The sequence below is a fragment of the Streptomyces sp. NPDC111516 genome, assembly GCF_055635345.1.
Genome location: NZ_JBVKBV010000009.1, coordinates 237314 through 256890, shown reverse-complemented (window position 1 = coordinate 256890; position 19577 = coordinate 237314). Strand labels below are relative to the sequence as shown.

The following is a 19577-nucleotide window of genomic DNA, read 5'->3' as shown; positions in this document are numbered from 1 at the left end:
ATGCGCTGTTTGGCAGCAGTGTGCCATGCGAGGGCCATCCACGACACAACCACTCTGAAATTTTCAGAGTGCCCCTTGCCAAGTGTTCTCGACAGGGGGAGAGTTGGTGAGTGAACCAGTTCACGTAGTCACGTCCGCCCCTATTCGCATGGGATGGCGGAGCGTGACGCAGCCCCCACTGTGAGGAAACGGTTGTGGCACCTGGCAGTGCGCTCATCCCCCGGCTCATGGACCTCAGGCCCGGCGCGGAGGCGCTCCGGTACTGCTTCGCGCTGCCTGCGCACCCGGAGTCGGTGGCCGGTGCACGGCGCCTGACGCGGGCCAGACTCGACGAGTGGCGGCTGGACGAGGACGCGCACGAGGCGGCGGTCCTGATCGTCTCGGAGCTGTTCACCAACGCGGTGGTGCACACGATGAGCGCGCGCGTCGTGTGCGAACTGCGCTGCCTGGACGGACGGCTGCGGATAGCCGTACAGGACCAAGGACACCAGCCCGACGGGCCACAGCTGTGCCGCACCGCCGATGACGAGCACGGACGCGGCCTGCTGCTCGTCGACGCGATGAGCAGTTCCTGGGGGTCCCGTGGCGCGGGCAACGGCTCGGGACGCATCGTCTGGGCAGAACTACCGCACGGCACGGAGCAGTCATGCTGAAGAACGCGATGTCTCATCTCCTCGGGGCGCGGCGCTCCCACGAGACCCGGCGCGCCCTCGACCCGGGCACGGTGCAGTTGCCGCTGCCGCCCGCGCTGTCGGCGAGCCTGGGCTGCGACGCCGTGGGGGTTCCTGCGCGGTACGGCTTCCGGCTGATGTCTCATCTGCCGCGCACCGGCTGCGTGTTCGCGGACGCCGAACGCTGGTGGTGGATCGTGCCCGCGGGTTCCGACCTCGATCTGGACTGGCCCCGGCAGGCCGCCTACGCGAAGGGGGCATTCGTTCCGGCGGTGCGGCCCCGGCTGATCCACCAGCCCGACAACCGCACGCCGTACACCCCGCCGATCCCGCTCTTCCTGATGGTCTGCCAGGTCACCGGTGTGACGCCGTCGTGGGCACCGTCCGGCGACGCCCGCGCCATCTCCGCCCCCTGACACGGCCGGTCCGCTCCCGGCGCGGCGGTGTTCATCAACACGGCACGCGGGGCGCTGGTCAACGGCGGCCGACGGAGCGATCCCAGGCCGGAGACCCTCGCGGGGCCGCGCCACGCGTACTGGGCGAGGGATCGACGATCGGCGATGGACCGGGTCCGTGCGCTGCTCGCACCCGTGCCGCGACGTTGCTGGGCCCAGGGCCGCTACGGGCGATTCAGATAGGCGAGTTGGGGATGGACCTTGGTGTACCCGTCGACAAGGCGTCCGGCCACGGTCACCGAGTCGACCAGCGGGTGCAGTGCGAAGGCCTTCACGGCGGCGGAGCGCGATCCGCTCTCCGCCGCGTCCAGCACCGCGCGTTCGACCGCCTTGACCGCGGTGACCAGACCGACGGCATGGTACGGAAGCGGGTCGACGGCGAGGGGATGGGCGCCGTTCGCGTCGACCAGGCACGGCACCTCGATGACGGCGTCCGCGTCGAGCACGGAAAGCGTCGTGCGGTTGCGGACGTTGAGGATGAGCGAGGTCCGTTCGTTGCGGGCGACGGCCCGCATGAGGGCGAGCGCCACCTGCTCGTAGCCGCCGGACTCCAGATCGCTCTCGTCCCGCTCGCCGACCCCGGCGACCTCCCGGTTCTCCGACATGTAGGTGGCTTCACGTTCGGCTCGGGTGCGGTCCCAGGCCTGCAGCGCGGGAACGGCCGGGTCCTTCATCCGGGCGTAGAAGCCCTCCTGCTGCTCGCGGAGGAAGGCGCCGCGGGTCTGCTCCGCCTCCTGGTAGGCGCGTACGGCCTCCCGGTTGAAGTAGTAGTAGTGGAGGTACTCGTTGGGGATGGCGCCGAGCGACCGCAGCCAGTCGACTCCGAAGAGCCGGCCTTCCTCGAAGGAGCCGAGCAGTTCCGGGTCCGCCAGCAGGCGCGGGAGTTCGTCGCGGCCGTCGACACGCAGTGCGCGGACCCAGCCCAGATGGTTGAGGCCGATGTAGTCGATCCGGGCCCGGTCGGGGTCGGCGCCCAGCACCCGGGCGATCCGGCGGCCGAGGCCCACCGGGGAGTCGCAGATGCCGATGACCCGGTCGCCCAGGTAGCGGGACATGGCCTCGGTGACCAGGCCCGCCGGGTTGGTGAAGTTGATGACCCAGGCGTTCGGGGCGAGCCGCGCGACGCGCTGCGCGAGGTCGACGGCGACGGGCACGGTGCGCAGCCCGTACGCGATACCGCCGGCGCCGACCGTCTCCTGGCCGAGTACGCCTTCGTCGAGGGCGACCCGCTCGTCGGCTGCACGGCCTTCGAGACCGCCGACGCGGATCGCCGAGAAGACGAAGTCGGCGCCGCGCAGTGCCTCGTCCAGCTCGGTGGTGGCGTTGACGGCGGGGGCGTCCGGGACGGTCGCGGCCTGGTCGGCGAGCACCCGGGCCACGGCGGTGAGCCGGTCGGCGTCGGTGTCGTAGAGGGTGACCGCGGTGACGCGGCCCTCGGCGTGATCGGCGAGCAGTGCCCCGTACACGAGTGGAACCCGGAATCCGCCGCCGCCCAGAATTGTCAGCTTCACGCTTCCGCATCGTACGGGGCCGGGCACTGACGGGGCCCGAGCGACTCCGGACGGCGGCTCTCACCCGGCGCGTACGGTTCCCGGCCCGGTGGCCGGGAACCCGCGGGTCCGCGGCCACCGGGCCGGTGATCGGTCTCGTCTCCGTCATGGCGGACGGATGGGGGTCAGTCGCCACTCCACCAGCGCGAAACGGCGCGCCACAGCCGCGCCGGTGCGCTCTCGCCCCGCTGCTTCGGAATCCGCCCGGCGACGGACTGTCCGGCGGACTCCCCGGCAGGAGCGCCTCCGGGCTCGTCGGCAGCCGTCGCCGCAGGTGTCGCGCCCACTCCTGTGCCCGAGGCGGCAGGGGCAGTGGCCGGGGCCGGAGCGGGGGTGCGGCCGGGCGTGGGGGCGGTGTGCCGGACCGTCGGCCGGACCTCCCAGTCCTGGCGCTGCGGGTTCGGCCTCCCCATGGACGGTGGTTCCTTGTCGTCCTGCGGCGCACGCGCGGCGAAGTCCGCCGGAAGCTCCACCAGATGCCGGCCCATGAAGTTCCCGATCCAGCTCAGCTCGCTCTCGTCGACGGCGAGTTCGAGATCGGGCAGGCGCATCAGCAGGGCGTCGACGCCGACGTCGGCGATGGCGCGTCCGATGTCCTGCCCGGGACATTCGTGGGGGCCGCCGCTGAACGCGAGGTGGGCGCGGTTGCCCTCCATGTCGGCGTTGAGATCGGGCCGTACGACGGGATCGGTGTTGGCCGGTGCGATGCCGACGATCAGGGCGTCGCCCGCCTTGATCTGCTGACCGCCCAGTTCGGTGTCGCCGACCGCCCAGCGGCCGAAGACCGCGGTGAACGGCGGTTCGTCCCACAGCGTCTGCTCGACCGCTTCGGGCACCGTCATATGACCGCCGCTGAGCCGGGCCCGGAAGCGGGGGTCGGTGAGCACCATCCGCAGGACGCTGGCGATCAGATTGGCGGTCGCCTCGTACGAGGCGATGAAAACCAGTCGCAGATGCTCGCTGACCTCCTGGTCGGTCATCCCCACCGGATGCTCGACGAGCCAGGTGGCGAAGTCGTCCGCGGGTTCGCGCCGGCGGCGTCGGACGAGCCGGGTCAGCGCGTCGAGGACGTAGGCGTTGCTCGCGACGGAGGTCGCCGTGCCCCGGGTCATGTCGCGGGCGGCCTGGACCATCCGGTCGTTGTACTCCTCGGGCATCCCGAGGATCGCGCACATCACCAGCATCGGCAGCCGCTCGGCGAACTGGCTGACCAGGTCGACGCGGCCTTCCTGGCAGAAGTCGTTGACGAGCCGGTTGGTGTAACGGTTGACGTGGCGGCGCACCCCACGGGTGTCGATGCGGCCCATGCTGTCGGTGACCGCGCCGCGTTGGCGCTCGTGGGTTGCACCGTCGGCGAAGACACAGACCGGCTGCCAGGTGAAGATCGGGGCGAGCGGGTGGTCGGGGGCGACGGTGCCGTCCTGCAGAGCCCGCCACCGCCGCGAGTCGCGGGAGAACTGCGACGGGGTCCGCGTCATGTGCAGGTTCTCGCTGTGGCCGAGGACCAGCCAGGCGGGCACGTCCCCGTGCAGCAGGACGGGGGCCACGCTGCCGTGTTCGGCGCGCAGCTTGTCGTACAGCCCGTGGGGGTCGCGCTCGGCCTCCGGGCCGTAGATCCGGCGTAGCCCGCCGGGGCCGATACCGAGGCCGTGGGCCGGGCACTCCGGGGGCGGAACCGGCCCCCGGGCCGCTCCGGGCTCGTAGTGGAATGGGGTTGTCACGATCGCTCCAGGGATCAGGATTCCAAGTACCGGACGGTGGGACGCGCGGGGGTGTGTACTGCGGTCAGGCGAGCGGGAGGGCCAGACTGTGCAGATAGCGCATCAGCGTCATCAGTACGTCGCGGCTGGAGGCGCGCAGCCGGGCGTCGCAGTCGATCACCGGAACGTCTTCGGGAAGATCGAGGGCGCTGCGCAGCGCCTCGATCGGGTGTTTCGGGGCGTCGGGGAAGGTGTTGACGGCGACGACGAACGGGACGCCGCGCTCCTCCAGTCGCCCGATGACGTCGAAGCTGGCTTCGAGGCGGCGGGTGTCGATGAGGACCACCGCGCCGAGGGCGCCTTCGAACAGGCCGTTCCACAGGAACCAGAACCGTTCCTGGCCCGGGGTGCCGAACAGATAGAGGATCAGTTCCTCACTGATGGAGATCCGGCCGAAGTCCATGGCGACGGTGGTGGCGGTCTTGCTCTCCACCCCGAAGTTGTCGTCCACGCCGACGCCGGCCTGGGTCATGGTCTCTTCGGTGGTCAGCGGCCGGATCTCGCTGACCGATCCGACCATGGTCGTCTTGCCGACCCCGAACCCGCCGACGATCACGACCTTCACCGCGGCGGTCGCCGTGGTGGGAAGGACGTCCTCGCGCCGGGGGCCGGTGATCGTGTCAGAGCTTCTGAAGTCCATGCATCACCGCTTCGAGAAGGGACCTGTCCGGGAGAGTGGCGCGGACGATGGGCGCGCGCGATTCGATGAGGTCGGCCGCGAGGAGTTCCGTGAGGAGCGATGTCACCACGCTGAAGGGCAGACCGAGGTACGCCGAGGTCTCGGCCACGGATAGTGGCGCCTGACAGAGCCGCAGGATCACGGCCTGCTCAGGCTGGACCGTCGGCGTCGGCCGGCCCTTCGCGACGACCATCGTGACCAGGTCGAGCGGCGCCCGCTCGCTGCCGTCGGGATCGCCCGTGATCACGTACAGCCGTTCCGGGTCGCTCAGTGCCGGAACGGCCTCTCGGCATTCTCGTCGAGGAGCATTCATCCGGTCTGCCCGTCATGGCGCGGAGGGCTCGTCAGGTGGGCGCCGATCCTGACGACCATGTCGCGCATCCGTGATCCGACGAGCCCCGCGTCGACCGTCTCACCGGCCAGGACGGCGAGGTACGCGCCCGTTCCGGCTGCCATCAAGTAGAAGAAGCCGCCGGTGACTTCGATGACGACCAGGCGCATCAGACCGTCGCTGTAAGGGATTTCGGAGGCGACGGCGGCGGCCAGGCTCTGCAGTCCCGCGCAGGCCGCCGCGAGGCGGTCGGCGACATCGGGATCGCCGCCGTGCCGGGCGATGCGCAGGCCGTCGGCGGAGAGCACCACGATCTGGTGGATGTCCGGCACGTCGTCGGCCAGCTCCTTGAGCATCCAGTCCATATTTCCCCGCTGCTGGATCACTTCAGGTCTCCCTTGTCCCAGGCATCGTCAGAGTCTTCGTCGGTCTTCGGTTCCTGCGGCACGCCGTTGACGGCGTTGGTGAAGGCCTCCAGCCAGAGTCCGGGGGGCTGTTCCTTCCCGCTGTCGTTCCCCTGGCCGCGGCTGTTGGCGTGGCCCCTGCGCTGTCCTGCGGTGGGGTCGACCGCCTGTGCGGGGAGGTTGTGCGAGCCGAGGGGGGCGCGGCCGCGGCTGCGGCGTTGCGGGAGCCCCCCGGCGGTCCACTCGGTCACCACGGGGACGTCGTCCTCCATGGCAGCCGCGGGGAGCACCGGTCGGGCGACGGGTGCGGCGGGTGCGACGGGTCCGGTGGCTGGGCGCTGGGCCACGGGGCGCGGCTTGCGGCGGGGCGGCACGACGTGCTTCATCGCCTCCTGGTCGATGTCGCTGGTGGGCCTCGACGTGGCGCCGATGCCGTGGGCGATACCGGGGGCGGGGCCGGTGGTGATCATCGCGCGGGGCACGATGAGCACGGCGCGGACACCGCCGTACGCGGACTGCCGCAGCGAGACCTGGAGGTCGTACATCCGCGCGAGCCGTCCGACGACGGCCATGCCGAGCCGCGGGGACTCGCCGAGGTCGTTCATGTTGGAGCCGGCCTGGGCCCGGGCGAGCATGTTCTCGGCCCGTGACCGTGCCTCCTCGCTGAGCGAGACGCCGCCGTCCTCGATCTCGATGGCGATGCCGGTCTGCACCTCGACGGCGGTGACGTGCACCCGGGTCTGCGGCGGCGAGTAGCGCGTGGCGTTGTCGAGGAGTTCGGCACAGGCGTGGATGAGCGGCTCGACGGCCGTGCCGATGATGGCGACCTTGGCGATCGAGTGCAGATCGATCCGCGGGTACTCCAGAATCCGCGACATGGCGCCGCGCAGCACGCTGAACAGCGGTACGGGCTTGGGCCACTGGCGGCTGGGGCGGGCGCCGCCGAGTACCGCGATGGAGTCGGCGAGACGGCCGATCAGCGCGGTGCCGTGGTCGATGCGGAGCAGGTCGTCGAAGACGTCCGGGTTGCGCCCGTGGTGCTCCTCCATCTCCCGCAGTTCACTCGCCTGGCGGTGGACGATGGCCTGGACGCGCCGTGCGACGTTGACGAAGGCGCGCTGCGCGGAGTCGCGCAGCGCCTCTTCGTTGTCGATGATCTTCAGCACCGTGTAGACGAGGGTGCGTTGGGCGTCGGGCAGGTCGCGGTACGCGTCGTCCGCGTCGACGACGTCCCGGAGCACCTCTTCGGGTGAATTACCCACCCGCAGCCGGTGGATTGCGGCCGGCAGGAGTTCCTTGCTGATCCGCACGGTCTCGTCGTCGTGGGTGGCGATGCGCCGTTCCAGGTCGGCGAAGCGCCGTTCGTACGCCGCGCGCTGGGCGCGCATATCGCGTGCCCGGCGGGCGAGTTGAACGGTGAGTGCCGTGACCACGACGGTGGCGAGCGCGCCGCACCAGACGACTGGTATCCGCACGGCCCCGGAAACCAGCACCACGGCGGCGGCGGTTGCGCCGCCCATCAGAAGCACGGGCAGCAACATGGCGCGGACGACCGGGGTTTCTCGTTCGACCGGCGGTGATTCAACACGAACCATCTAGAACCTCTGGCGGTTGATTCGGGAGGTAAACGCGCTTGCCGGACACTCGGGAGCAAGCGCTCGAATTCGCCTCAACTCGACTTCGCTGCGCGTGAGCTTAGTCAGATCGAATCAGGGCTTCGGCACATTCACCCAACCGTCTGCGCGAGCCCTCCCGCGGTAATACACTCACGAGTTTTCACACATACCGTCTCCAAGCGTGCGCAGGGAGTGACGATCAAGGGTGATCCGTGATCCGGAGCGCCTGTCGTCCCCCGGTGCGGGACGCTTTCGCGGCCGCTCGGGGAATTGCTCCGGACGTCATGACAGCCGTCCCACGGTGAGGGACGCGCGCACATGCGATCGAAGCGGATCGAAAGGAGCACATTGATGTCCGAGGGACGGATGTACGGCAAGGTCGCCACAGTGACGGCCGGCGCAGGCGGTACGGAGGATGCGAGCAGCACGGGGCCGGCGCGCGGCTACACCATCGAGTCACTGGACACCGGACTCCGGCTGATGCAGCTGTTCCTGACCCATGACACGCTGACCGTCTCCGAGGCGGCCGGGCTGCTCTCCATCAGCCGGTCCACCGCCCACCGGGTCCTCAGCACCCTGGAAGGACGCGGCTTCGCGGTCCGGGAATCCTCCGGGCGGGGCTACTCGGCAGGTCCGGAGCTGGCACGGCTCGGCCGTCCGGCGGGCTTCGGCGTGGCCGTCCGCGAACAGCTCGAGGTCGTACTGGACGACGCGGTACGGCGCACCGGCGAGACCGTGCAGAGCGCGGCGCTCATCGGCGACCGGATCATTGTCACCGACGGCCGCGAGTCGCCGCACCCGGTCCGGGTGATGCCGGAGAGGGGCCGTACGCACCCCGCCCACGCCACCGCCGGCGGCAAAATGCTGCTCTCCCGGATGGCGGCGGAAGAGCTCCACGCCCTCTATCCGCAGGAGGAACTGCCCGAGGTCACGCCGAACACCCTCACCTCACGGTCCGCGCTGTTCGCGGAGCTCGACGCGATCCGCTCCTGCGGATACGCCCTCAGCCGCGGGGAGTCGGTCCCGGGCCTGAACGCCGTGGCCGTTCCCCTGGCCGCAAGGAGCCGCCGGGACCGGCTCGCCCTGATGGCCTCGGCACCCGCCGACCGCGGCGACGACGCGGCACTCGCCCGCCTGGTCGACGAACTGCGCCGGTCCGCCGCACTGTTCGGCGCGGCCCGATGCCGGCCTGGTCATGTCCGCGGCGACCGTCCCCGGCCGTGAGCGGGGTCGACCGACCGGCAGACGAACGCGGATCCGGCGGATCCGGATCGGCAAGCTGTCAGGACGGCACGGCGGGGCAGCTGGTGCCCCGTGGTGGGACTGCCAGGTCGGTGAGGTAGTTGTCCACGGCGTCCTCCATACACGGGCCGTTGGTGACGCTGCCGTGCCCCTGGCCCTCGTAGGTGAGGAGCACGCCGCTACGGCCGAGCTGCCGGGCCACCGAGACCGCCCACGGGTAGCCGGTGGCGGGGTCGTGCAGCGCGTTGGACACCACGATCGGCGGGGCGCCGTGTGCGTCCAGGCGGTGCTGCGGGTTGGCGGTCGGCGCGCCCAGACAGGCCGCTGCCATTTGGATCGGCAGCAGGTAAGGCAGGTCAGGCGCGGTCATGTTCATCATGGCGACGAGCGAGGCGTACTCCTGGTAGCCGCGCACTGGCAGGTGCCAGTCCGAGCAGAAGACCGGGGTGGCCGGATGCAGCGGCGCTATCGAGGTGGGCGACGCGGGCAGCGGCTTGCTCGCGTCCATCTCCGCGATCACCGTGGCCAGGCCCGCGTAGTCGGCCTCGTAGAATTTCCGGAACGCGATCTTGTTGACCAGATCCGAAGACGACAGCGAGGTGCCCGGCTTCGTCGGGTCTTCCAGCTCGCCGCGCCCGGCCTGGGCCAACAAGCCCTGCCAGACGGCGCGGACGTCGCGGCCGTGCAACGCGCAGGCCGCGGTACCGTCGCACCACTTCACGAACTCCTGGAATGAATCCTCTGCCGTGGCCGCCTCGGACTGCAGGAAGTCACGGGTGGTCGGGACGCTGTGGTCCATGACACTCTCCAGGACAATCGCGCGCACGCGGCGCGGGTAGGTCTCGGCGTACTGCGCACCGAGCAGCGTGCCGTACGAGCTGCCGTGGAAGGTCAGTTTCCGCTCGCCGAGGGCGGCCCGGAGGGCGTCCAGGTCCCGGACCGTCTGGGCGGTGTCCAGGTGGTCGAACACTGGGCCGGTACGGGCCCGGCAGTCGGCACGGAGCCGCCTGTTGTACGCCATGGTGGCGTCGAAGTCCGCCTGGCTCTTCAGCTCCGGTGACGGCCGCTCGGCAAACAGGTCGCCGGAGCAGGTCACCGGGTTGCTGCCGCCCACGCCGCGCGGGTCGAAGCTGACGATGTCGAACCTGCGGCGGACCTCGGGGCTGAACCGGCTGATACGGCGCACCACCATCTCCACACCCGAGTCGCCCGGCCCGCCGGGGCCGAACACCATCGAGCCGACGCGTGCGCCGGGGTCGGTGGCCGTGCGGCGGGCCACGGCCAGATCGAGTCTCGGCCCGTCCGGGTGGGCCCAGTCGACCGGCACCGAAAGAGTGGCGCACTCGGCTCCCGGCTTTGCCGGGTCGTCACACGGTGCCCACCGAAGAGCCGCGGTGGCAGACGGCGACGCGTGGACCGCGGGAGCGGCGGCGAGGCCGGTGATGACGGCCATGGCTGCTCCCACGGCCATGGCCGTGCCCCGCGCGGCGATGAGCCGCAGTGCGGATCTGCCCCTGAACGGCATGGATCCTCCTTGTGAAGAGAACGGTTGCGTCAGACGTGCGGACCCGGCCGGGGCACCGTCGTCACGTTAGGCGCACTGTCGCCCATGTGGTGCCCCTGTCAGGGGCTCTTCCGGGTCGGGTCAGGGACCGCTCAGGGGCGATCGGGGCGCAGGGCAAAGAACGGTCAGGGTCGGGTCGGGGCAAACCTTGCCGGTCGCGCCACTAGTTCCAGAGGTCGGTGCTGTGGGTGTCGATGAGGGCGGCGATGCGGGCGAGGACCTCGTCGGCGGGCCGCGGATCGTGCCGGCGTCCGTCGCGCAGACGCAGGGCGACATGGTCGTCGGCGGCTTCCCTGGCACCGATGACGGCTTGGTAGGGCACCAGCCGGGCTTCCCGGATGCGGGCGCCCAGGGTGCCGCGTTCCGGTCCGGCGATCTCGGCCCGCAGTCCGAGGCCGGTGCAGCGCCGGGCGAACGCCTCGGCGTCCGGCAGTTCGGTTTCGGAGACCGGGAGGATCGCCAGCTGGGTGGGGGCGAGCCAGGCGGGGAAGGCACCGCCGTGTTCCTCGATGAGGTGGGCGACTGCGCGCTCCACGCTACCGATGACGCTGCGGTGAATCATGACCGGCCGGTGTTTCGCGCCGTCCGCACCGATGTAGTGCAGGTCGAACCGGGCCGGCTGGTGGAAGTCGACCTGGATGGTGGAGAGGGTGAACTCCCGGCCGGCGCCGTCGACGACCTGGACATCGATCTTGGGGCCGTAGAACGCGGCTTCTCCCTCGGCCGCCTCGTAGGGCAGTCCGGAGCGGTCGAGGACATCGGTCAGCAGAGCGGTGGACCGCTGCCACAGCTCGGGGGCGGCGACATACTTCCCGCCGGGTCCCGGGAGGGAGAGCCGGTAGCGGGCCGGGCTGATGCCCAGCGCTCCGTACGCCCCGCGGATCAGTTCCAGCGCGGCCCGTGCCTCCTCGGCGGCCTGGTCCAGGGTGCAGAAGATATGTGCGTCGTTCAGCTGGATGGCCCTCACGCGGGTCAGTCCGCCGAGCACCCCGGAGAGTTCGGAGCGGTACATGCCGCCCAACTCGGCCATTCGCAAAGGAAGTTCGCGGTAGCTGTGGGATCGGGAGCGGTAGATGAGCGCGTGGTGCGGACACAGACTGGGCCGGAGCACGACCTGTTCCCCGCCCACGTCCATCGGCGGGAACATGTCGTCGCTGTAGTGCGACCAGTGCCCGGAGATCTCGTACAGCTCCCGCTTGCCGAGCACCGGTGAGTACACGTGCCGGTAGCCCGCCCGCCGTTCGGCGGTGCGGATGTACTCCTCCAGGGTGTGGCGTACGACTGCGCCGTCGGGCAGCCAGTACGGCAGCCCCGCTCCGATCAGCGGGTCGGTGTCGAACAGGTCCAGCTCGCGGCCGAGCTTGCGGTGGTCGTGCATGGCGGTCTCCTCGCGGTCGTCGGGCGGGTGGCCGCAAGGCGAAGCCCCGGGGCACTCGCCCCGGGGCTTCGGACTGAACAGCTGTCAGCGCGCCGGGACACTCTCCGGCGTCGTCGTCATGGCAGCGCGCTTCATGCGAGGGGACATTAGCAGCGACGTACTGATGTCCGCGCGGGATTTTTCGCCGCGGCCGCCCGGCCCCCGGTTCGGCACCGGCCTCCGGTTCAGCGCCCGGCGCCGCCGATGCGCCCCTCCAGCTGCACCAGCAACTCGCTGAGCTGGGCACTGAGTCGGCTACGGGTCTGCTCGTCGAGACCGGACAGCACCGTGCGTTCGTACGCCAGCTGGCGCGGCAGCAGCCGATCGACCAGCTCACGTCCTTCCTCGGTGAGGCGGACATGGGCGACGCGCCGGTCGCGGGCGTCGACGCGGCGCTCGACGAGGCCCCGTTCCTGAAGGACCCGCAGGCGCTTGGTGACGGCGGCGCCGGAGGAGAACGTCTCCCTGGCCAGCTCGCCGGGCGTGAGTTCGCGGTCGGTACGGCGTACCGCACCGAGCAGGTCGAACTCGGCGCGGGTCAGGCCGGCTGCGCGCAGCGGGGCGTCCTCCGCCTGCTGGAGCAGCGCCGCGCAGCGGTTGATGCGGCCGATGAGTTCCATCGGTCCGGTGTCCAGCTCCGGGTTGACGGCCTGCCACTGCCGCACCACCGAGGCGACGATGTCGTCGGTCACACCGCTCCGTTCTCCTGGGCGGGGGCGATCAGCCCCTGCCGCGTTGCTGTCGCCGCGAGCGTACGGTGTCCGGCCTGCTCGGCCGCGAGGACCTGCTCCTGGGGCAGGGCGCGCTGCCACCATTCGCCCGCCGCGGTGTCATCGGCTTCGCGCAGCTCGACGAGCGAACCGGTCAGCCTGCGACGGGCGGCGTCGAGGGCGGCGGGCGTGGGCTGCGGCGCGGCGAGCGCGTGCACGGCGTGGGCGCGCGCCTGATCGGTGGCGGCGAGAGCCTTCTCCAGGCGCCCGGTGGCGCGGCGGTTGGTCACCAGCATGGCGGCGAGCAGGCCCACCGCGGCGCCGATCACGGTGTCCAGGACCCGGTCACCGATGAGTTCACCGGCCGGGTGGGTGCCGCCGAATTCCAGGACCAGCAGGGCCATCGGGGTGACGGCGATGGAGCCGAGCCAGTAGTTGCGGGTGATCAGGGCCTCGGCCGCGAAGCCGAAGAACAGACAGAAGCCGATGAGGGCCAGGGGGCCGGTGCGGCTGATCGGGAGGATGGCGGCGAAGACGAGGACGCCGAGCAGATTGCCGAGGGTCCGTTGGAGGGCCCGGTTCCAGGTCAGTGTCACATTGGCCTGGTAGAGCGAGGCCGCGGTGACGATCGCCCAGTAGGGGCGGCCGACGCCGGCCGCCTGGGAGACGTATCCGGCGAGGGCGCAGCCGATGAGCGCGCGGGCGCCGATGGGAAGCAGCGGGGAGCCCGGGGCGAAGCTGCGCAGCAGTGCGCGCCGGGAGTCGCGGCGGCTTCCGGTGCGCCGGGCGGCCCGTTCGGCGTCGATGCCGAACAGTTCCTCCGCCGTACCCGGCGCGGGCGGCGGGGTGGGGACGGGTCCGCGGGCGCGGGTCTGCCTGGCCCAGGCGCGGAGCCGGCCCGGATCGGCGGCCGAGGCGGGGGCGGCGGCGGAGAAAGGGTCGGCCGGTGAGTCGCCGAGGGCGCCTCCGGCGAGGACGGCTTCGGCGTGGATGACGAGGCGTTCGAGCGCCCGGCGTACGGGGGTGGGGCGTCCGGCGGCGAGCAGGGTCTGCCAGGCCGCGTGCACGGCGGCGACCGCGGCGTGCCGGGTGCGGTGGCCGGGTGCCGTGACGTATGCCGCGGCCGCGTCGAGTGCGCGGGCGGTCGCCCGGCGCTCCGGACCCTCCCTGCGGATCACCGCGGGGCCGACCGCGACCAGCCAGGAGACCGCGCCCGCGGCCAGGGTCAGCGCGAGGTGGCCCGGGACCTGCCCGAGGTCCTGCGGGGCGAAGAGTGCGGCCGAGGTGATGAAGGTGAAGATCAACGGTCCGGGCGGGCCGATGCGAGTGGCGTCGCAGAGCATCTTCTGTCCGGCCGCGAGAAGCGCGCCCACCGCGATCAGTACGGCGGTCGATCCGGTGAGTGACGCGGCGAGCAGGGATATCGCCAGGCCGATGACCATGGAGACGACGACTCCGGCGACGGCGCGGGCCCGGCGGGCATACGGCAGGTTGTGGCCGTACAGCGCACAGAGTGAACCGGCCATCGTGTACATCACGAGGTCGAGCCGGTCGATGGCGAACAGCACCAGATCCGGTACAGCGGTGGCGACGACCACGCTCAGCGCCGGTTTGAACCACATGTCCGAGGGCCGGGCGAGGCGCAGGGGGGCCACCAGCGGGAGTCTGCGGACGGAGGGCTGACGGGACCGGATGGTTGTATCACTCACCCAAAGACTTTAGCAGGTATTACACCTGTAAAACACCTGCTCGCCCGGCGCCCTGCCGCACGACACCGATGGCTGACCTCTCCGCGAAGCAATAGCGTTCGGACACAAGGACAAACAGTCACGCATCGGTACGCCCAGGTACCACGTCCACGTATCCGCCCGCCCGCGAATCCGCCCGTCCATGGAGGAAACCGAATGAAGCTCACCGCACCGGTGCCCGGCGGTCCCTGCTGGGTCGAGCTGAGTACGCCCGACATCCCTGCCGCCAAGTCGTTCTACGCGGCACTCTTCGGGTGGCGCCTCGAGACCGACCCGCGCGAGGAGGCGGGCGGCTACACCATGGCGCACCTCAAAGACGCGCGTGTGGCCGCGCTCAGTCCGATCTACCAGCCGGGACAGCAACCCGCCTGGACGGTTTCGTTCGCGACCGAGGACACCGACGCCACGGTCGAGAAGGTGAGGTCGGCGGGCGGCGAGCTGCTGATCGGCCCGATGGACGTGTTCGACCAGGGCAGGTTCGCGGTGGTCGCGGATCCGTCGGGCGCGGTGTTCTCGCTGTGGCAGGGGCGTGCTTTTGCCGGTGCCGAACTGCTGAACGCCCCGGGTGCACTCGGTTGGGTCGAACTCGTCACCCGTCAGGCCGACCCGGCGCTCGCTTTCTATCCCGCGGTCCTCGGGTGGACGGTGAACGCCGCTTCCGGGAACTATCCGCAGTGGGGCGTGGCCGGCGAGGACTTCGGTGGCCTGCTGGTCATGGACGACAGGTTCCCGCCGGAGGCGCCGCCGAACTGGCTGCCGTACTTCGCCGTGCCGGACGTCGACGCGGCGGCGGCCACCGCGCAGGGGGCGGGCGGCGAGCTGCTGATGCCGCCGGCGGACGTTCCGGACGGTCCTCGGATCGCGGTGGTACGGGACCCGCAGGGCGCGGCGTTCGGCATCCACCGGACGGGCGACGAAGGCTGACGGCCTGACCCACGATTGGCCGTAAGGCCTCTCGTTTGGATCACACCGGGCTCGATCCGAACGCATGACCCTGGTGACCCACTGGCCGCGACACGCACGGATCCGCGTATCCATCGGTTCGACATCCGCCTGCTGGGCGGGAACGACGAACGGTCTTCCTGGAGTTCAGCTGATGTACGAGAGCGATGCCGGACTGCTCGCCCCCGGGCGGGCCGGCTCCCCCGCCGAGGCGGCCACCGGCGACGACGCCTTTCTGCAGGCGATGCTCGACGCCGAGGCCGCGCTCACCCGCGCCCAGTCCGGCTGCGGGCTCGCGCCCGCCGAGGCCGGGCGTGCGGTGACCGCGGCGGCCGACGCGAGCCGATTCGAGGTACGGAGTCTGGCGCTGCGCGCCCGTACGGACGGCAATCCGGTGATCCCGCTGGTCGTCGACCTGGCCGCCGCGGTGGAGCCCGGCGTCCGACGGTACGTGCACCGGGGCGCCACCAGCCAGGACATCCTCGACACGGCCGCCATGCTGGTCGCCGCGCGGACCCTGGCGCCCGTGCTCGACGATCTGGTGCGGTCCGGGGACGCGGTGGCACGGCTGGCCGTCGCCCACCGAAACACCCCGATGGCCGGCCGTACGCTCACCCAGCACGCCGTGCCGATCACCTTCGGGCTGAAGGCGGCGGGGTGGCGTGCACTGATCCTCGACGCACGGGACCGCCTCTGCGCCGTACGGGAGTCGCTTCCCGCGCAACTCGGCGGCGCGGCAGGCACGTTGGCCGTCTTCGACGCCTTCACACCCGTCGACGCAGCCGAGGCCGGCGTTTCCGGCACCGATGCGTCCGGCACCGCCGCCACCGAGGACGGCGGCCCGGGCCTGCCCCTGCTCCAGGCATTCGCGAACGAACTCGGTCTGGCCGAACCGCTGCTGCCGTGGCACAGCCTGCGGACCCCGATCGCTGACCTGGCGGGCGCGCTCGCCTTCACGGCAGGTGCGCTCGGCAAGTTGGCGGCCGACGTACTCACCCTGTCCCGTACGGAGATCGGCGAGGTGACCGAGGGGCAGGGCGGTGGTTCGTCCACCATGCCGCAGAAGGCCAATCCGGTGCGCGCCACACTGATCGTGGCGGCCGCCCGTCGCGCTCCGGGCCTGGCGGCGACGCTGTACGGCTCGCTCGTCGCCGAGGACGAGCGGCCGGCCGGGGCGTGGCACGCGGAATGGGAGCCGCTGCGCGAGTTGCTGCGGCTCGTCGGCGGGGCCGCGTACGAGGCAGCCGAACTCACCGACGGGCTGCGGGTCGTCCCGTACGCCATGCGGGAGAATCTCCAGCTCACCGACGGGCTGATCGTCGCGGAGCGACTGGCCGCCGTGTTCGCCGAGCGGATCGGCCGCAAGCGTGCCAAGGAGGTCCTGGTGAACGCCGCCGCCCGGGCCCGCGCGGAGACCACGGATCTGGCCGACGTCCTCGCCGACGTGCTGGACGAGGAGCCCGAACTCGCCGGTCTCGATCTGTCCGAACTGGCCGATCCCGCCCGCTACACCGGCTGCGCGGGCCCGCTCACCGACCGCGCTCTGGACCGCGGGTGACCGACAGGAGTACGCGTACGGGTAGGGCAGCACGCATCCGGTTCAGCCCGGGAGGTCGTCGCGCCCGCCCGTCAGCCGAGGCCGCGGGCGTCCTGCTTGAGGGCGGTGTCCACGGTCAGGGCCGTTGCCACGACGAGGCTCAGCAGCGGCTCGGGCAGCTGGTAGTGGATCTGCAGCACATAGTTGTCCGCCGTGGTGAACATCGTCTTCGCGAGGCCTTCCCAGGTCTTGGTGATCCGGGCTATCTCCGCGTCGTTGTGGTCGACGATCGCGAAGTTCCAGGCACGCCAGTTCTCTGCCTTGATCGCGCCGATCTGCCGGCCGTCGGCCATGATCGCGAAGTTGATCTTGCCGATGGCGTTCTGCTGGACGATCTCGCCGACCGGCTGCCCGTCGGGGCGCTGCACGATGACCTTGGACTTGATGAACTTCGCCGGGCGAGTCAGCAGGAGCTGCGGCTGACCGTAGGCATCCCGGATCTCCAGGCGGTGGGTCAGGTACTGATCGATGCTGGTCAGGAAGCGCAGCACCTTGCGCAGGGCACTCTGGCCGACCTGGACGACCGAGCCGATGGTGTTGCCGTGCTGGTCGAAGACGCTGTACTCGTTCGTCAACTCGATCAGCTTGGCCTTCTGGTTCACGACCAGGACCTGCTGGTTGAAGAGCGAGCCCGCGCCGGGAGCACCGCCCTGCTGAGGCTGGACCGCCGCCTGCTGGTAAGCGGCCTGCTGATGCTGCGGGACGGCCTGCTGCGGCGGCACCTGTGCGGGCGCCTGGGCCTGCGCGGGGCTCGGCTGGGCCGCGGCCTGGGGCTGCTGTCCGGTGGCCGGGTTGGTGTGCTCGGTCCACTGGGAACCGTCCCAGTAGCGCAGCAACTGGGGCGCGCCGTGCGGATCCGGATACCAGCCCGCAGATACGTTCGAGTGCGTTGTCACCGGGGCACACTACCCTGCGGCTCCGCCAACGGAGGCCCCGTTCCGCGCATCCGTGACTCCCAACCCTCATTGAAACTTCACACACCACGTACGATGGCGGCGATGAACACGCTGAGCGAACGGACGCACCGACGACGGCAGGGCGCCCACGCCTCGGCCATTCTCGGCCTGCTGTTCGTCCTGCTCGCCATGGTCTCGTGCTGCTCGATCGCGCTCCCGGGTTCGGCCGCGCACCACCGGAGCACCCACCCCGTGGCCGTCGACCGGGCCCTGACACCCGCGCACTCCGTGGCCGTACGGATCGTGGTGGCCGACGCCCCGGAGGGCCGGGGCACGGGCAGTTCCTGCCATGTGACGTCCGAGCACGCGACACCAGTCGTGCTGCCCGGCCAGAGCGCGCCCTCGGCCCTTCCCGGCGTGACCACCACGGCCCCGGTCGCCCCACTCACCGGCGCCGCCGCGATCCGCGGCCCGTCCAACGACGCCGTGCGGGAAGTCGACCATCTCCGTCTGCAGGTTCAACGGATCTAGAGGCAGGGCCCGTTCCTCGGGACACCGAGGACGTTCTCCGCATGCCCTCAGCTCCATCAGTCGTGTTGAACCGAAGGACATTCCGTGACTTCCGACAAGAAGCAGAACTCTGCTGCCGCCGCACGCCGCGCCAAGCTGGAGGAGGCCCGCCGCAATGAACGGGCCCGCGAGCGGCGCAGCCGGATCATCACCCTCACCGCCTCCGTCGCCGTGGTCGCCGCGCTCGTCGCGGGCGGCGGCTATCTGATGTCCGCCGCCGATGACAAGAAGCAGGCAGAGGTCGAAGCCAAATCCTCCCCCGTACGGGGCGAGCGGACCTGGGACGAGCTCACGCAGAACCATGTCGAGAAGCCGGTCGACTACCCGATGAACCCGCCGGTAGGCGGCGATCACAACCCGGTGTGGATGAACTGCGACGCCGACGTCTACACCAAGGCGATACCGAAGGAGAACGCCGTCCACTCCCTTGAGCACGGCGCGGTCTGGGTCACGTACACGAGCAAGGCGAAGCCGGCCGACATCGAGAAGCTCGGCAAGCGGGTCGGGACGACGCCCTACTCGCTGATGAGCCCGGTCGAGGACCAGGCCGCCCCGCTGATGCTCAGCGCGTGGGGCAAGCAGCTGACGGTGACGAGTGCCACCGACGCACGCGTGGCGCAGTTCTTCACCAAGTACGTTCAGGGGCCGCAGACGCCGGAGCCGGGCGCGGCCTGCACGGGCGGGGTCGCCCAGTGACGTCCGCGGTCCGTTCCTCGCGCCCGATGGCGGTGGCGGGCGGGGTGGTACTGCTGCTGGCGCTGGGCCTGGTCGCGCTGATGGTCGTACGGCCGTCGTCCTCGGCGGGCTCCGCGGCTGCCGCCGTGTCGGCGGGCGCGCCCTCGGACACATCGGTCGATGCCGGGTTCGCCCGCGACATGTCGATCCACCATCAGCAGGCGGTCGAGATGTCGTTCATCGTGCGGGACCGTACATCCGACGTGGCGGTGCGCCGGCTCGCGTACGACATCATCAACACCCAGGCCAATCAGCGCGGCATGATGCTCGGCTGGCTGGAGATGTGGGGTTTGGCGAAGTCGTCCGGGGCTCCGCCCATGGCGTGGATGGGGCATGCCTTCACCCCCCGGGGCGACGGTTCACTGATGCCGGGCATGGCGACCCACACCGAGTTGGACGCGCTGCGGGCGGCGAAGGGCAGGGACGCCGAGGTGAGGTACCTGAAGCTGATGACGACGCACCACCGCGCGGGTGCGGAGATGGCGCAGGCGGCGGCCGACGCGGCCGGCACCGAGGAGATCAGGAACCTGGCTGCGGGCATGGTCCGGGGCCAGCAGTCGGAGATCGCGCTCATGGCGGACATGCTCAAGGAGCGCGGTTCGACGGCCTGAGAGCCGGACTTTCCGGCGGCCCGTGCAGACCTGTGCGGATGCGCCGACGGCCCGTTCGCGGCGTATTCCTCTTCCGCGA

19 protein-coding genes are annotated in these 19577 nt (G+C 70.9%); 8 read left to right on the top strand and 11 right to left on the bottom strand.

The genetic code is table 11. The annotated features are described in order from the left end of the window. The first annotated feature begins 194 nt into the window (after positions 1-194). Positions 195-653, top strand: a complete 459-nt coding sequence (locus ACZ7L9_RS19830; RefSeq protein WP_471416440.1) for an ATP-binding protein — start codon at positions 195-197, stop codon at positions 651-653. Further along, positions 647-1087: a hypothetical protein gene (locus tag ACZ7L9_RS19825; protein WP_471416439.1), complete on the top strand. Its 441-nt coding sequence runs from the start codon at positions 647-649 to the stop codon at positions 1085-1087. The genes ACZ7L9_RS19830 and ACZ7L9_RS19825 overlap by 7 nt, the downstream gene beginning before the upstream one ends. A gap of 203 nt (positions 1088-1290) precedes the next feature. Here ACZ7L9_RS19825 and ACZ7L9_RS19820 read toward each other — a convergent pair whose 3' ends face one another. The 6 genes from ACZ7L9_RS19820 to ACZ7L9_RS19795 all read right to left on the bottom strand — a co-directional run bounded on the left by ACZ7L9_RS19820 (position 1291) and on the right by ACZ7L9_RS19795 (position 7445). Next, the gene (locus ACZ7L9_RS19820; protein WP_471416438.1) at positions 1291-2637 is read right to left on the bottom strand and encodes a 6-phospho-beta-glucosidase; all 1347 of its coding nucleotides are present in this window, start codon (positions 2635-2637) and stop codon (positions 1291-1293) included. 164 nt (positions 2638-2801) lie between these two features. After that, positions 2802-4397 (bottom strand): cytochrome P450, encoded by a 1596-nt coding sequence (locus ACZ7L9_RS19815; protein WP_471416437.1) that lies wholly within the window; start codon positions 4395-4397, stop codon positions 2802-2804. 64 nt (positions 4398-4461) lie between these two features. Next, positions 4462-5076, bottom strand: coding sequence for a GTP-binding protein (locus ACZ7L9_RS19810; RefSeq protein ID WP_471416436.1), 615 nt, complete (start codon positions 5074-5076; stop codon positions 4462-4464). Further along, a complete protein-coding gene (locus ACZ7L9_RS19805) occupies positions 5057-5428 on the bottom strand; it encodes a DUF742 domain-containing protein (RefSeq protein WP_471416435.1) in 372 nt (123 codons plus the stop codon). The genes ACZ7L9_RS19810 and ACZ7L9_RS19805 overlap by 20 nt, the downstream gene beginning before the upstream one ends. Next, the gene (locus ACZ7L9_RS19800; protein WP_351085931.1) at positions 5425-5832 is read right to left on the bottom strand and encodes a roadblock/LC7 domain-containing protein; all 408 of its coding nucleotides are present in this window, start codon (positions 5830-5832) and stop codon (positions 5425-5427) included. Before ACZ7L9_RS19800 ends, ACZ7L9_RS19805 begins: the two co-directional genes overlap by 4 nt. Next, positions 5829-7445: a sensor histidine kinase gene (locus tag ACZ7L9_RS19795; RefSeq protein WP_471416434.1), complete on the bottom strand. Its 1617-nt coding sequence runs from the start codon at positions 7443-7445 to the stop codon at positions 5829-5831. The genes ACZ7L9_RS19800 and ACZ7L9_RS19795 overlap by 4 nt, the downstream gene beginning before the upstream one ends. 372 nt (positions 7446-7817) lie before the next feature. Here ACZ7L9_RS19795 and ACZ7L9_RS19790 point away from each other — a divergent pair, with 372 nt between their 5' ends. Then, positions 7818-8690 (top strand): IclR family transcriptional regulator, encoded by an 873-nt coding sequence (locus tag ACZ7L9_RS19790; protein ID WP_471416433.1) that lies wholly within the window; start codon positions 7818-7820, stop codon positions 8688-8690. 58 nt (positions 8691-8748) lie between these two features. Here ACZ7L9_RS19790 and ACZ7L9_RS19785 read toward each other — a convergent pair whose 3' ends face one another. The 4 genes from ACZ7L9_RS19785 to ACZ7L9_RS19770 all read right to left on the bottom strand — a co-directional run bounded on the left by ACZ7L9_RS19785 (position 8749) and on the right by ACZ7L9_RS19770 (position 14108). Next, positions 8749-10233, bottom strand: coding sequence for an alpha/beta hydrolase (locus ACZ7L9_RS19785; protein WP_471416432.1), 1485 nt, complete (start codon positions 10231-10233; stop codon positions 8749-8751). Between the two features lie 202 nt (positions 10234-10435). Continuing rightward, entirely contained in the window at positions 10436-11731 is a 1296-nt protein-coding gene (thrS, locus tag ACZ7L9_RS19780; RefSeq protein WP_471416551.1) for a threonine--tRNA ligase, read from the bottom strand. A gap of 143 nt (positions 11732-11874) precedes the next feature. Beyond that, positions 11875-12381: a MarR family winged helix-turn-helix transcriptional regulator gene (locus ACZ7L9_RS19775; RefSeq protein WP_471416431.1), complete on the bottom strand. Its 507-nt coding sequence runs from the start codon at positions 12379-12381 to the stop codon at positions 11875-11877. After that, positions 12378-14108: an FUSC family protein gene (locus ACZ7L9_RS19770; protein WP_471416430.1), complete on the bottom strand. Its 1731-nt coding sequence runs from the start codon at positions 14106-14108 to the stop codon at positions 12378-12380. Before ACZ7L9_RS19770 ends, ACZ7L9_RS19775 begins: the two co-directional genes overlap by 4 nt. Positions 14109-14303: 195 nt before the next feature. On the opposite strand from ACZ7L9_RS19770, the gene ACZ7L9_RS19765 reads away from it, so the two are divergent. Both ACZ7L9_RS19765 and pcaB read left to right on the top strand, forming a co-directional pair. After that, positions 14304-15071: a VOC family protein gene (locus ACZ7L9_RS19765; protein WP_471416429.1), complete on the top strand. Its 768-nt coding sequence runs from the start codon at positions 14304-14306 to the stop codon at positions 15069-15071. A gap of 172 nt (positions 15072-15243) precedes the next feature. Beyond that, a complete protein-coding gene (gene pcaB / locus ACZ7L9_RS19760; protein WP_471416428.1) occupies positions 15244-16647 on the top strand; it encodes a 3-carboxy-cis,cis-muconate cycloisomerase in 1404 nt (467 codons plus the stop codon). 71 nt (positions 16648-16718) lie between these two features. Here the strand turns inward: pcaB and ACZ7L9_RS19755 are convergent, their stop codons facing one another. Then, positions 16719-17582 carry an LURP-one-related family protein gene (locus ACZ7L9_RS19755; protein WP_471416427.1) on the bottom strand — a complete coding sequence of 288 codons (864 nt, stop codon included), beginning with the start codon at positions 17580-17582 and terminating at the stop codon, positions 16719-16721. A gap of 102 nt (positions 17583-17684) precedes the next feature. Here ACZ7L9_RS19755 and ACZ7L9_RS19750 point away from each other — a divergent pair, with 102 nt between their 5' ends. From ACZ7L9_RS19750 to ACZ7L9_RS19740, 3 genes are all read left to right on the top strand, one after another. Next, positions 17685-18113: a hypothetical protein gene (locus ACZ7L9_RS19750; protein WP_471416426.1), complete on the top strand. Its 429-nt coding sequence runs from the start codon at positions 17685-17687 to the stop codon at positions 18111-18113. An 84-nt stretch (positions 18114-18197) separates the two neighbouring features. Beyond that, positions 18198-18848 carry a DUF3105 domain-containing protein gene (locus ACZ7L9_RS19745; RefSeq protein ID WP_471416425.1) on the top strand — a complete coding sequence of 217 codons (651 nt, stop codon included), beginning with the start codon at positions 18198-18200 and terminating at the stop codon, positions 18846-18848. After that, positions 18845-19498 carry a DUF305 domain-containing protein gene (locus ACZ7L9_RS19740; protein WP_471416424.1) on the top strand — a complete coding sequence of 218 codons (654 nt, stop codon included), beginning with the start codon at positions 18845-18847 and terminating at the stop codon, positions 19496-19498. Before ACZ7L9_RS19745 ends, ACZ7L9_RS19740 begins: the two co-directional genes overlap by 4 nt. Positions 19499-19577: the final 79 nt, after the last annotated feature.

Bases quoted from the DNA above. Each gene is read 5' to 3' on its own strand.
- ACZ7L9_RS19825 (WP_471416439.1), top strand. From the start codon at position 647: ATGCTGAAGAACGCGATGTCTCATCTCCTCGGGGCGCGGCGCTCCCAC.
- ACZ7L9_RS19810 (WP_471416436.1), bottom strand. From the start codon at position 5,076: ATGGACTTCAGAAGCTCTGACACGATCACCGGCCCCCGGCGCGAGGAC.
- ACZ7L9_RS19805 (WP_471416435.1), bottom strand. From the start codon at position 5,428: ATGAATGCTCCTCGACGAGAATGCCGAGAGGCCGTTCCGGCACTGAGC.
- ACZ7L9_RS19795 (WP_471416434.1), bottom strand. From the start codon at position 7,445: ATGGTTCGTGTTGAATCACCGCCGGTCGAACGAGAAACCCCGGTCGTC.
- ACZ7L9_RS19790 (WP_471416433.1), top strand. From the start codon at position 7,818: ATGTCCGAGGGACGGATGTACGGCAAGGTCGCCACAGTGACGGCCGGC.
- ACZ7L9_RS19785 (WP_471416432.1), bottom strand. From the start codon at position 10,233: ATGCCGTTCAGGGGCAGATCCGCACTGCGGCTCATCGCCGCGCGGGGC.
- ACZ7L9_RS19765 (WP_471416429.1), top strand. From the start codon at position 14,304: ATGAAGCTCACCGCACCGGTGCCCGGCGGTCCCTGCTGGGTCGAGCTG.
- pcaB (WP_471416428.1), top strand. From the start codon at position 15,244: ATGTACGAGAGCGATGCCGGACTGCTCGCCCCCGGGCGGGCCGGCTCC.
- ACZ7L9_RS19750 (WP_471416426.1), top strand. From the start codon at position 17,685: ATGAACACGCTGAGCGAACGGACGCACCGACGACGGCAGGGCGCCCAC.